This is a genomic window from Photorhabdus bodei, from assembly GCF_003287735.1.
Taxonomy (GTDB): Bacteria; Pseudomonadota; Gammaproteobacteria; order Enterobacterales; family Enterobacteriaceae; genus Photorhabdus; species Photorhabdus kayaii.
This window is the reverse complement of record NZ_NSCM01000012.1, coordinates 73,947-86,896: the sequence shown is the minus strand read 5'-3', so window position 1 is coordinate 86,896 and position 12,950 is coordinate 73,947. Positions and strand designations below refer to the sequence as shown.

6 protein-coding genes are annotated in these 12,950 nt (G+C 55.8%); 2 read left to right on the top strand and 4 right to left on the bottom strand.

Translation table 11 applies throughout. The features are described 5' to 3' along the window. Positions 1-405: CHC2 zinc finger domain-containing protein (locus tag CKY02_RS10350; RefSeq protein ID WP_240002036.1), on the bottom strand; the 405-nt coding region annotated here is incomplete at its 3' end. Positions 406-556: 151 nt separating this feature from the next. Between CKY02_RS10350 and CKY02_RS10345 the strand changes: the two genes are divergently transcribed. Beyond that, positions 557-928: a helix-turn-helix domain-containing protein gene (locus CKY02_RS10345; protein WP_041379902.1), complete on the top strand. Its 372-nt coding sequence runs from the start codon at positions 557-559 to the stop codon at positions 926-928. A gap of 98 nt (positions 929-1,026) precedes the next feature. Continuing rightward, positions 1,027-1,269, top strand: coding sequence for a SymE family type I addiction module toxin (locus tag CKY02_RS10340; protein ID WP_112895234.1), 243 nt, complete (start codon positions 1,027-1,029; stop codon positions 1,267-1,269). Positions 1,270-1,313: 44 nt separating this feature from the next. On the opposite strand, the gene CKY02_RS10335 is transcribed toward CKY02_RS10340, so the two are convergent. Genes CKY02_RS10335 through CKY02_RS10320 form a run of 3 tightly spaced genes read right to left on the bottom strand, consistent with a single transcriptional unit; the run spans position 1,314 to position 12,805 of the window. Beyond that, entirely contained in the window at positions 1,314-1,628 is a 315-nt protein-coding gene (locus CKY02_RS10335) for a hypothetical protein (protein WP_112895233.1), read from the bottom strand. Next, positions 1,625-11,092 carry a two-partner secretion domain-containing protein gene (locus CKY02_RS10325; protein WP_167405295.1) on the bottom strand — a complete coding sequence of 3,156 codons (9,468 nt, stop codon included), beginning with the start codon at positions 11,090-11,092 and terminating at the stop codon, positions 1,625-1,627. Before CKY02_RS10325 ends, CKY02_RS10335 begins: the two co-directional genes overlap by 4 nt. Before the next feature lie 48 nt (positions 11,093-11,140). Beyond that, positions 11,141-12,805, bottom strand: coding sequence for a ShlB/FhaC/HecB family hemolysin secretion/activation protein (locus tag CKY02_RS10320; protein WP_112895232.1), 1,665 nt, complete (start codon positions 12,803-12,805; stop codon positions 11,141-11,143). Between the last annotated feature and the right edge of the window lie 145 nt (positions 12,806-12,950).

The following is a 12,950-nucleotide window of genomic DNA, read 5'->3' as shown; positions in this document are numbered from 1 at the left end:
CAACAGCGCCTGCCCGTCATCGTCCAGGTCGGCCAGTTTCGGGCTCGGCAGAGGTGCGGCCTGTGATCCCGGCGGGGCGGCTAAAGAAGAAGCGGCCACAACTGCATTGTCCATGTCCGGCAGCCCGACCAGCTCCCTTAACCGACGGATAGCGATTTTCAGCGTGACGCCTTCCGTTTGTATCACCCAGTCCAGCACCGATCCCGCTGCGCCACAGCCAAAGCAGTGATACAGATTCTTGGCAGGCGATATCACCATTGAGGGCGTTTTCTCGTGATGGAACGGACAGCGCAGCACATAATCCTCACCGCGTTTTTTCATCGCACGGCCTTGCTTACGCGCCAGCCCCAGCAACGAGACGGTTTGCTTTAAGCGGGCTAAATCGGTATCGGGAATGCGGGTCATCAATGACCTCCTGTAAAAACCTGTCAATAGGGTTTGGATAAAAATAACTCGACAATCATATACTACAGCTGGTAGTATTTACAACAGTAAGATGTAAAACATGTTGTAGATTAGGGTCATTCAGTCACTTTTTACATCGGTAACAACGACTATGGCCGCCTCCATCAGTAGTGAAGAACAGGTATTTATGATGACGTTAGGTCAGCGGATTTCTGCCCTGCGTAAACACGCCGGACTCACACAAGCGCAACTGGCTCAGGCACTGAACGTTTCTCAGCAAGCGGTTCAGTCATGGGAAGCGGGCAGAAGACGGATCCAGATCTCTGTCCTGCCTGAGATAGCAAAGTTACTTTCTGTTTCACTGGAAGAGCTGTTCGGCGAAGAGAGCGACACGATCCCCCGTAAACGGGGACCGGCTTCACGGCTTGAGCAACAGATACAGATTATTAGCCAGTTGCCCCGCGCTAAGCAGAAGCTGGTTTCAGAGATGCTGGATGCGGTAATTGCACAGGCACAACAGTAAAAGACAGACAGCTAAGAGAAAGGATTTTTTAACGCGGATGGAGCAGGCGGCAACCTGCCACAACCGCTAACCACAACCAACTAAGCAGGAGTTGATTTATGGCTAACCGCGATTGTAATGCAGATTTAGCGATTTCAAAAGCCCGGCGCAGCTATAAGGTGGGATATGCCCGCACCCGCCACGAAGACCGCAGCACCGGCATGACCCGTTATTACAGCCAGCATCCCAGCCTGCACCTTAAAGGCAACTGGCTGGAAGAAGCGGGCTTTGCGACCGGACTGCCGGTGCAGGTTAGTGTTGAGCACGGGCAGTTGATTATCCGGCTTGTTGAGAACAGCTGACGGTTAAAAGCAGGAAGCTCCCGGCCACTGACCGGGACGCCTAATTAACAAAAATCCTGTTCTATATTACCTTCCTCTTTTAGGATTGCCAAAAAGCGTTGATAAGCAGTTTCATCTAATTCAAGTAGATCGTCTAATAACCTCTCTCTAATCAACGCCCAATGATAAATACCCGGATTATTATTTTGAAAATATACCAGTTCACCATTCAATGTAGGATCAATTACTGTTACTTGCGAAAGATCATAAGCGGATAATCCTCCATAATTTCTTGGCATGCCTAAACATAAGGATTTTTCATTTATCCAATAAATAGCAAATACATCAATGACTTCACCATCTGATTCTTTTATTTTCATTTAACATTATCCTTTATTGAATCTATTACCTTTTTAGGATCCTGTTGGATTCTCTGAGGGGTAGTAATCTTCATGTCATAGGCTTTACCAGTATTTGAGTTGTACTGGTAATGTATAGTTATCGTTTGTCCATCAGGGAGCTTATGTTTTGCTTCCATTTTTTGGAAACCTGCTGCCATAGGAAAACGCGGATCATTATTTAATCCTGGTAAATCTTTTCCTTGCAGGGGATTAGATTGCACCTGTTTCCAGAAAGTTTGCTCATTCAGATCCCTTGGTGCTGCAACTTGTTGCCCCGGTTTCGCGGTAGATATCTTTTCAGCATTTTTTATAAGCTGTTGATGATAAACAGTATTAGCCGATTTATCACCCAGATTCGTTGTGCCTTGACTGTTTTTCCCAATCTTTTCCAGCGCCGCTTTCTCTGTATTAACAACCGCGCCTGTGCTTCCTTTTGTTGTTGGCGATGATTTCGGCCCTTTGCTGCCCTCAACAATAACAGGCAGCGTCATCGCCATCGCAGCGGCAGTCTCCTGACTCATGCCCATTGCCTCAAAGCGTTTTGTCCAGCCGAGTTCGCCTACCTTGCCGGTTGCCGCCTGACCTAACGTATTCACCGCCGACAGGTAATTTCTGAACTCAACCGGCAATGTGCCGTCCCGGTCCATATTTTTGAGGGTATGTTCAAACACCGGCCACTGATCAACCAGATAACCATACTTCTGCGCACACTGGGTCGGGTTGTTGTTGCAGAAGTCCAGCATTTCCTGCTGATTACGGATATTGGTCTCCACCATATCCTTGATCACTTGTTTGCAGCTTTCGCCTTCACAGGTGCGGGCTTGGTGCGCAAAACTATCCAGCTCATTCACGCTCAGATAGTTATTCTCAATTGCATTCTTCCCTGCCTGCGCCCCAGTGAGGGCACTGGCGCTGGAGTCACCGGCAATACCACCGGCCAGCCCGGCCGCCAGAGTGGAAAGGGTGCTGATAGTTTGTTTTTGCTCTTCCGTTAACTCACTGACTTTTGCTCCATCGCCGTAAAGTTGCTTTATCAGAACCTGAGCCGCCAGTTCACCCGACGCGGCACCGACTGCACCCGACAGGGCATTGTTACCGCTCACTTCCGCCGCCACCGCGCCTAAAATCGCATGGGCCAGCGTGTTGGTGGCGATATCCACCTGATGGGTTTTCGGGTCGGTGGTCAGCTCTTTTATCACGCCCGCCAGATACGGTGAAGCGCCCCCGGCCAGCGCCTGACCGAGATTGTTGCCCGCTAAGCCCTGAATCGCTGCCGTAGCCGCCTGTAGGGCTTTCTGATAGGTTCCGCCGGTCCCAAAGCCCGAGTCATTCAGCGCCTGTGTGTAAGCGGTGTCATAAACTTGCTTATTGATATCCGCCGCAGTCGGGTGTGGATTGCCACTGTCGACCAGTTTTTTTCTGGCTGCCGCTTTGTCCGGTTCACTGATATGGTCTAACTTCTCTTTCGCCGCTTTGGTGGCGATAATTTTCCCTTCGGTACTGGCTATCTCGGTCATCTGGGCGCTGATTTCGCCAATCAGTCGCGCCTGTTTCAGCCGTTGCTGCTCTTTTTCCTTATCAAATATCGGACTCAGGACATTCGCGGCGTTATCGGTATCGCGGCTGAGGGTCGCGACATCCTGCGTCTGGTGCGCCTTATCCCGGATAATCAGGTTGCCGTCGCTGACGGCGGCGTGCGTGGTGCTGCTGTCATGGCCCTGGTTATGGGAACCGCTCAGCCCATTGACCGCCAGATTATTCAGGACCTGACTGGCGGTGGGTTGGCCGAGGCTGATGCCCGCGCTTTGCTGCTCGACAGTAAAGTCCGCTTTATTTTGAATGTCCTTGAAGCCCAGCGTCCCTGTGTTCAGGGTGTTTTTGGCTTTGTCGGCGGTACTTGCTATCACCGCGCCGTCCAGTTGGGTGTGGTCGCCGACGTTAACCTGATAGCCGCTTTTGCCGGCAAACAGCCCGGTCTGCTCCTGCACGCTGTCATAGTTGCTGTGGAGTTTATTGCGGCTGGCATTGAGGCTCGCGGTACCGTGGGTGAGGGGGCCCACGGTGGCGCTGACGCCCGCACTGGCGTTGTGTTGCTGGCTGTCATAGCGCTGACTGTCCTGCTCGCTGCTTAATGTCAAATGACGTTTTACCTCGGCGGTAATCTGCTCGCCGCTGACCTGAGCCCCTTTCAGCGTGGTATCCCGGCCACTGTTCAGCCCAACGGTCTGTCCCGCCTGTAACGTGGTGTTAGTGTGACTGACGCCGTTGCCGTTTTCACGGCCGTTGCCCCGACTGACATTGGCCGAGACGTTCAGGCCGGTGCCTCCCGGTCCCGCGGTCAGGCCCATGCCCAGCGAGCTGCCGTGGCTGCTGTTTTTGCCGGTGGTCTGTTCGGTGCTCTGGCTGGAGGAGAGCTGAATATCCCGGTTAGCATTCAGTTGCAGGTCTTTACCCGCCTGTAACTGGCTGCCCTGAATACGGATATCGCCATTCTGGCCTGATGCGCCTTTGCCATCCCCTTTGGCGGTTATGGTCAGGTTATCCCCGGCAGTGAGATGGCTGCTCTGTTGGGTAGTCTGGCGGTGCTGCTGTTCTGAACGGGAAGACTGGCGACCGTAGGACAGGCTCACCCCGGCCAGATTATTATTGCCTTTGTCGTCACTGTCCTGAGCTTCCGCCAGTCGGCCCGCCTGCACCGCTTGCACCCCGTTCAGGGCGGCTTGAGTGTTTTGCAGGGCTTTCACTCGCGGGTCACTTTCATTGCGGGCGGTTTTGGCGGTTTGCACTGCGCTGTTGACGGCCCCACCGGCTGCGCCACTCAGCGCCACGGTTAAGCCGCTCTGTTTTTGTTCGGTTTTTGTCGAGGCGTGATGGCGGTTTTCCGCGCTGGTGATATCGACCTGTTGACCGGTCAGCGTCAGGTCTTTACCGGCAATCACCTCGCTGCCGTGAACCCGGAGCTGTTCACCGGCGTTGAGGGTGACGTTACCCTGGCTGCTGCCGACCGTGCTGCCTTTACTCAGCTGGCTGTCACTGTCGGTGGTGACTTTCTGGCTGGCTTTGCCTAAGGTGAAGCCAATCCCACCGGTGCCCATCAGGCCGGATTTTTTCTCCTGCCTCAAATGGGTTTCATCGTGCGCTTCCACGGCGGTGGTGACGGTGAGCTGATGACCGGCGCTCAGGCTGACATCCTGCGTACCCGCGACATTGCTGCCGCTGATATTTAAGTTTTTACCTGCCTGGAGATTGACCTTATCGCCACTGAATGTGGTGCTCAGAGCCTGCCGGTCATGCACTTCGTCGTGGGTTTCCACTGACGATTTCGACAGCCAGCCTTTGCTGGTCTGTTTACTGTGCTCCACTAAGTCTGAGGACGCAGTACCGGTGGTCAGCGTCAGGTTATTCCCGGCCTGCGCCGTCAGTTGTTGACCGGCGTTAACGTGGGCGGCGGTGGCGTTCAAATCCTGCCCGGCTTGCAGGGTCACCTCACCGGTGCCGGTTATCTGGCTGCCGATATCTTGTTGTTGGGTCAGATGACGGTAGTTATCTTTCCCCCAGTTGCCTTGTTCTATACGGCGCGTGCTTAAGGCGTCCAGCGTCAGGTCATGGCCTGCGGTTATCTCGGTGTGACTGTCTTTACCGGCATTCTTGACGTCACTGGCGGTTAATTGCACATTGTTGATGGCGCTCAGCGATAAGGTGCCCTTATCGTTCTGCACATAAATCCCCGCCGGACGGTCCAGCCAGCGGTTAGCTTCATCCCCGCGCACAGTCGATGCGCTGGTGATATCCCGGCCTTTCAGGGTCACCCGGTCATCCCCCTGAATCTGGCCGCCCCGGTTGGTGAGCGTTTGTTGGGCCGCTAAATCCACTTTGCCGCCGCGAATAAAGCCGCTGTTGGTCAGGTTGTTGGCGGTCAGTTGGGTGACGTCACGCCCGCTTATCGTGCCGCTGTTAGTGATATCGCCCTGATTGTTAAGCGCCACGGTATTCCCGGCCAGCAAGGCGCCGTCACTGCTCAGGTCGCCCTGACGGACGCGGGCATAAACCTGCGGCACAGTCACCACCTCGGTAGTGCCATCCGGCAAGGTGACGGTTTGGTTCGTCAGCCAGATAATGTCCGAGGTCAGCAGCGCCATCTGCGCCGGGCTTAAAGCCACGCCCGGCGTTAACTGTTGCTGTTTGCCAAAAACGATACCCGCGTCCATCAGCGCTTTAAACTGCGCTTCATCGTTGTTGTAACCGGACAGATAGCGCCGGCCGGTCAGTTGGGTAATCTGCTCCCGCACCAGGCGCTGTTCATAGAACCCGTCCCCTAACCGTTTGTGCACGAACGCCGGGTCATGGGTGAGTTGTTGCCGCATGTAGTCCGAACCCAGCCATTGTTTATATTGGGTGAATTTGGGGTCGGTCTCGACCAGATAGTGGCTGTCACTGCCCGGTTGTACGGTATACAGGCTGTTATCCGGCAAGCGGGTGTCGGGCGTGATAACACGGATGACCGGGTCAACCGTGTGTCCTTTGACGGTCTCCGGGGGCAAACTCAGTTCAAACGGCTGGCCGGGGGGCAGGACTAAGGGCTGACCGGGCGGCAGCACCAGCGGTTGGTCGTTAATGCCGGTCACGGGTGTTACCGCCGTGGGGGCCGAGTGTATCTGACCGGTTTGTCGGTCTGTAATCGTGATATCGGTACCCTGTGGACGGGTATGGTCCTGCCAGGCCAGCGTTTTCAGGTCGAGGGTTTCTATCACTGGCGCGGGGGCATAACGACTGCGGCTTTTCCCTTGTGAGGTTTTGGTGCCGCGGAATCTGGGCTTAAGTCGTTTCTTTTTCGCATACCAATGGGTCTGGCGACCTTCATCGGTAGTGATGCGTTCCCCCTGCGTGGCAATATTGTGCAGCTCGCCTATCACCCCGTCCAGCGCCCCACCGGCGATAATTTGGCTGTCATGATTGGTGACCTGCGCGCTGTTGAGCGTCATATTGCCCCCGGCCAGAATTTTACCGGGGTCACTCTGTTTGACTTGAGTTTCCCTGACGGTACGGGTGTACTGATATTCGTAAAAGTCATTACTGCCGCTGCCGTCCGGCATGATGGCATCGTGCACGCCGTATTTATTGTGGCGGGAAGTGTCCACCTGCGACCAGTCATAACGGGTGGTCCGGCCGCTCAGTACCGCGTCATGATGCTGAGACTTTTCCGTTTCGACGACCTGAGTCACCAACCCGGCGTTGGTGTTTTTAATCCGGTCGGCCTGAATCTTCAGGTTGTTCCCGGCTTCAATCGTCGCGGCGTGGTTATTGAGCGCGCGGGCTTGACCGGTAGCCGTCAGGGTGTTATCCAACCGGCCGCCGATGTGCATGTCGCCCACGCTGTAAATCTGCGCGTGATGTTGGTTGTTGAGCGTTGCGGTGCCGATATCCAGCCGGTCACGCGCGGCAATCACGGCGGCTTTGCCACCCTTTGCGGTGTTATTCAGGGTCTCCGTCTGTAGCGCGAGCCGGTCACCGTAAATGCGGCCGGTGCCGGTATTGTTCAGGGTGTTAGCTGTCAAGTGGGTCACACCGCCGTCAATCAATCCGGTATTGTTCAGGGTATCGCGAGCCTTGATTTGTGTTTGTCCGGCGCTGATTTCGCCTGACGCGCTATTGGTGAGATTCCGTGCGTCAAGATGCAGCGCCTGACCGGCTTTTATCTGGCGGTCATTGAGGATATTGCCGGTCGTTTTCAGGGTCAGATTGCCATTAGCCGCCGTGTTGCCGGTATGGTGAAAATCCCCGGTTAAGGTGACCGCCATATCGCCCTGTGATAACAGTTGGCCGTCGCCGCTCAAGGCGCGTGCGGTGATAGCTGCGTGTTCCCCGGCAATCAGGGTACCTTGTCGGTTGTTAATCGCCAGCGATGCGGGTCCGGTCCTGTCGCCCACCGTCAGTTGTTTGCCCGCAGAAACCAGCCCCTGAGTGTTATTTAACGTCTGGCGGATGGTCGCTTGCAGATGGTTAGCTGCCCGTAAAGCGCCCTGGGTATTGTCCACCTGTTGAGCGTTGACCGTCAGGTTTTGCGCTTCCAGCCCGTTATCTGTCTGCGCCGTCTCGCGGTTAATCAGGTGAGTGGTGTTCAGGGTCAATTGCTGACCGCCACGGATAAGACCGCCGGTGTTATCGGTTTCGGTGTCAACATGAAGTCGGGTGTCGCCCACCGCCTGCGCCTGTCCGTGACGATTATCAAGCCGCTGGGTTTTCAGGTTGAACGTCTCTGCCGACAACAATTTGCCGTCCCGGTTATCCAGCGCGGAGTGTCGGGTATCGATAGCCAACTGTCCGCCTTGAAGATGACCGTGGCGGTTGTCCAGCGGGCCGCTGGTGACGGTCGTTTTGCCCTCACCGAGAATATGGCCCTGTTGGTTATCCAGTAACTGCCCGTCGGTATCCAGAGTCAGGGCGTCGGCGGATTGCAGGGTCCCCTCGCGGTTGGTGAGTTGTCGGCTGTGAATGTCCAGTCCGCCATTACCCGCTATCATGCCGCCGGTGTTATCGGTGTCGCCGGCGCGCAGGGTTAACTGCCCGCCACTCAACAACCGGCCCGCTTTTTGGTCGGTATCGCGGGTATTGGTGAGTTTGTGGCCGTGGGTGTCAATGACCATCTCGCGACCGGATTGTAACAGTCCCGCCGTATTATCCAGCGGGCCGCTGGTGACGGTCGTTTTGCCCTCACCCATAATCTGGCCCTGTCGGTTATCCAGTAACTGCCCGTCGGTATCCAAATTCAGGGCGTCTGCGGATTGCAGGGTGCCCTCGCGGTTTATCAGTTGCTGACTGTGAATGTCCAGCCCGCTATTTCCGGCTATCTGGCCCTGCGTATTATTGAGCGCGGTGCTGGTCAGCGTGGTTTTGCCGTCCGCCGCGATTATGCCGCCGGTGTTATTGATATCGCCGGTACGCAGGGTTAACTGCCCGCCGCTTAACACCCGACCCGCTTTTTGTTTTTGGTCGGCATGGTGGGTATTGGTGAGCCCATGCCCGTGGGTATCAACGGCCATCTCGCGACCGGCCTGTAACAGCCCCGCCGTATTATCCAGTTGACCGCTGTTGACCGTCAGGGTGTCTTCGGCTATCACCTGTCCCGCGGTATTGGTGAAGGGATGGCCTGTCGTCTGGCTGTCAATGTTTTGCGCCAGCAACACGCCCTGCGTGTTATCCAATGTCAGGCTGGTCGTGGTCAGGCGGGTTTTGGCTTCAAGATGACCGTTAGCGTTTTGAATGGCTTTGCCAACGGTGAGGGTGGCGCTGTCCCCGGCGGCAACCATGCTCCCCTGACTATTATTCAGTTCGGCGGCGCTGAGCCGGAGCGCGTTGCCGGCTGCCAGTTTGCCCCACTGATTGTCCAGCGTGTCTTTGACGGTCAGTGCCAGCGAGCCCTGGTCGGCGGCCACGATGTTGCCGTGACGATTATCGACGGTCGTCGCCTTCAGGTTCAGGTGACCGTTACCCGCAATAGTGCCGCTTTGGTTATCCAGCATCCGGGAGGTGAGGGACAGGGTGTCTTTGCCCTGTTGTTGCATCACGCCGCCTTGATGGCTTAGGGTGTCAGCGTTGACGGTTATCTGCCCGGCCTGAGTGTCGGCGTGGTTGAGTTGCAGTTCACCGGCCTGTATCGTCAGGGTGCCATTGGTCAGCAGTTTGCCCTTATCACCCAGCCACTGTTGGGTATTGAGCGACAGTTGTCCGTTGCCCGCCAGTTGCACCGTGCCTTGAATATTATCCACCTGATGCGCGGTCAGATGCAGGTCCTCGCCCTGACTGGCAATAGTGCCCTGACGGTTATTAAGCCGGTCAGTGGTGAGAGTCAGTTTTCCCTGATTGAATACCATCCCCTCATGGTTATTCAGAGTGCGGGTGTTAAGCGCCAGTTCACCGGTCCCGGTCTGGTTAATTTTTCCCTGATGATTGGATAAATCCGGCGTCGTGAGGTGGATTGCCCGCGCCACTAACTGGCCGCCGTCGTTGTTAAACTGACCCGGCGTTTTCGCGCTAAGACGGTCGGCGTTGATGGTGGCGTGAGCGGTACTTATCCCTTGCTGACCGGCAGTCAGTTGAATCTGACCGGCGGCGGTCTGGCTGCCGCTCAGGTCAATCTGCTGACTGTGAATCGCCAGCGTATCGGCGGCCAGATTTTTGCCCCCGGCCTGTACGTCCTGCGCGGTCAGAGTTAGTGAGCCGGGGCGGGTAGTGTTGCCGTTATCATCCAGCCCTGCGGCCCATACACTGTCATGACTGCCTTTTATCGTGCCCGCCGTAACGGTGATATCGCCACGCGCTTCCACCCGGCCCTGATTATTCAGCACGCCTTTAGCCTGTAAATTGACCGCCGATTGCGACAGCAATTTACCGGCGTTAGTGACCTCGGCAGACGAAGTGAGTTGCAACGCGTCACGGGCGCTAATGGCACCGTGGTTCTCAATCCGGCCATCGGCGGTGATATGCACCTCGCCGGCGGCCGCGCCGATATTGCCGGCATTATGCACGCCCACCCCGGCTTCGGTGCCTTCCAGCATAATTTTATGGGCGTACATCCCCCCTAAGGCAGCCACATCCAGCATAAACACCGGCTGGTCGGTGGTGTCTGCGGATTTTTTCTCAATGTTTTGGTGGGCGGCATCCACCCGATTGCGCCCGACGGTCACTTTCAGGTCTTGCGCGTGTAATTTGGCGTTAATCGCCACGGAACGGGCAATAATATCGGTGTAACTTTGCTGTGTGCTGTCCATGCCGTGCCCGTCAATCCGCACTTCCCCCTGATTAACATCAAACCCTTTCAGCCGACCTCGCTCCATCAGCGCTTGTCCGGTGGTGAGCGTGGTGCGATGCGCGTTAATAAAACCGCAACCGTTGCAGGTGATACCCGCCGGGTTGGCAATAATCACCTCGGCTTTCTGCCCGGCCACTTCAATCCAGCCATTGAGGTGACTGCGGTCATGGCTGTTGACTTCGTTGAGGATAACACTGGCGTCTCCTTTGGCTAACCACGGATTGCCCGCTACCATGCCGCCGAGTTGCGTCTGGGTGGCCTGATGGCTGTTATTGAGGATAACCCCCTGTTTATCCACGTCAAACTGACGGTAGGTATTGTGAGAAACGCCGTCGGCACCGGGGGTCTGAATATTGACCTGCGGCGTGCCGTTGGCGCTGCGAATGATGGTCGGCTGCTGACGTCCCGGTGCCTGTCCGTCGGCCACAATCGCCGCCTGTGTCGTGAGTGAAATCCCACCAAGGGCTAACAACAATCCAAACCGTAGCGCGGTGAGTCGGCAACGATGCTGCGGTGAAGACGGGCGATGAGCGCGGCGTCCGGTTCGTCCCCGTCCGGCCCGCGCTATCTCGGCCACCACCATCCACATCTGACGGGCCTGATTAAAGATAATACGATATAACTGTTTGTTCATGACGTTTACTCCACACAACACTACCCACCGGCAGCTTGGTTATTTGAATTAATACTGCCAATACAGGTTGAATCCGGCCGTGACGGGGGAAGTTTGGAAACCGGCGGGTTTGGACAGCGGAACGCCGACAAACAGGTCGTAGCTCACCCCTTTCAGGCTGCCGCGCCAGCCCAGAGCGCTCCCCGCCAGGTGTTTTCCGAGCAGCGCGTCGCTGCCCCGGCCGCCCACTTCGCCATAATCCATGGCCAGATACAGCGATTGCCCGCGCAGCGGGGTTTGCCAGTCCAGTTCGTTCCGGCTGTACCAACCCCGATCGGCGGATAAGGTCAGCTCGCCATCAAAACCGCGCACGGTCCAGCGACCGCCAATCGAGAATCGATCCTGGGGCGTCAATGGGCTGGCACTTATCTGACGTAAGTATTGGGTTTGATAAGAAAAGGGCTGAGAAAACAGCGTTAACGGCCCGGCCAGCGTCGCCGAGAATTGGGTGATTTTGGGCAAAGCGGTCCCTTCGTTGCGGTACTCTTCCGGCGCAGGTTGCGCGCCAAACCAGCGCATGCCTTGCTGGTAAGTCACCCGGGTATCCAGCGTGGCGCTGCCGATAGCGTGATGATGAGATAGCCCCAGCTTCCAGCCCGCGGTTTCCCGACGCTGAACGTCGATTTCAGTGTTATCAATAAAATTGCGGGACGCCCGACGATAAATTTCACCGTTAAGCAAGGTTTTCTGGTCGGCGTTACGGTGCAGCACCCGGCTGAGCTGGACCGCCAGGTTTTGGCTTTTGCCCCGGTATTGAATTGCCTGATTCAGCCCGGCTATTGTCTGGGTATAATCGTAATGACTGGCCGTTACGCTCGCCATCCAGTAGCCGAAGGGCAGGGAGTAATAGAGCGTGTCGTTTTGGCTGCCTTTCCCGGCAGACGAGTGAATATCGCGTCCCCCGGAGAGATAGAACTGGTCGCTAAGCGCCAGCGGATTATCCAGAAAAAAGGTTAATCCGCCCTGATAACGTCCGGTACTTTTCGAACCCGTATCATCCAGATACGTGGCGATTCGCCAGTGCCGGGACTGACGCCAGTCCAGCACAATATCGCTCTCCCCCGGCTGCGCGGCCGGGACAATGTTCATTTCCGCCTGCACGGTCGGGAAACGTTGCAAGTTTTCCAATCCCTGCTCGATATCCCGTAAATCCAGCAGTTTGCCTTCACGCGCGGGAAAGGGGGTTATCCGCTGGATATATTTCCCGCTGTCAGGGGTATAGCGGATATGCCGGATTTTTCCCGGTATCATCACCAGTTTTAAGGTTTGGGTACGCAAATCCTGGGGAGGAGCCAGAACCCGGCTGGTGACATAGCCGTGATTAATGAGCTGATCTTGCAACTGGGTTATCAGCCGGTTAATGCCTTTATCGCCCAGGCAATGATTTTCGCCTTGTTGAGCGACACGCCGGAACGGTAACCAGTGCGGGAAATTTTCGGTGCCGGCCAATACGACATGGGTGACAGGAAAACAGGGGGTTTCCACCGCAAAGGCGGCTGATTCCCCGGGTTCCGGTACCGACAGATGAACTTCCGCAGGCGGCGGGGCTAATTGCGCTTCCAGCGCTTGCTGGCGGGCCTGTTGATGAATGAGTTGTTGATCTGCGATGTCGGCGGCCTGACTGCCTGAAACCACGCTACAAAAGACCGTTAATACCAAAATACTGCTTTTCATTGACTTTCTATTCCACAATGTTGAAGCAGCATTAACCACGAATTTAGCTTAGCGATCAATATTTAGGGTTGATTATCAACCGGGCAACTAAAATAGGAGGTTGGTTAAGATAGCAGCAAAAACAAGAAGTTATATGACAAAGCAA

Coding starts and splice junctions, on each gene's coding strand:
- CKY02_RS10345 (WP_041379902.1), top strand. CDS start 557: ATGGCCGCCTCCATCAGTAGTGAAGAACAGGTATTTATGATGACGTTA.
- CKY02_RS10340 (WP_112895234.1), top strand. CDS start 1,027: ATGGCTAACCGCGATTGTAATGCAGATTTAGCGATTTCAAAAGCCCGG.
- CKY02_RS10335 (WP_112895233.1), bottom strand. CDS start 1,628: ATGAAAATAAAAGAATCAGATGGTGAAGTCATTGATGTATTTGCTATT.
- CKY02_RS10325 (WP_167405295.1), bottom strand. CDS start 11,092: ATGAACAAACAGTTATATCGTATTATCTTTAATCAGGCCCGTCAGATG.
- CKY02_RS10320 (WP_112895232.1), bottom strand. CDS start 12,805: ATGAAAAGCAGTATTTTGGTATTAACGGTCTTTTGTAGCGTGGTTTCA.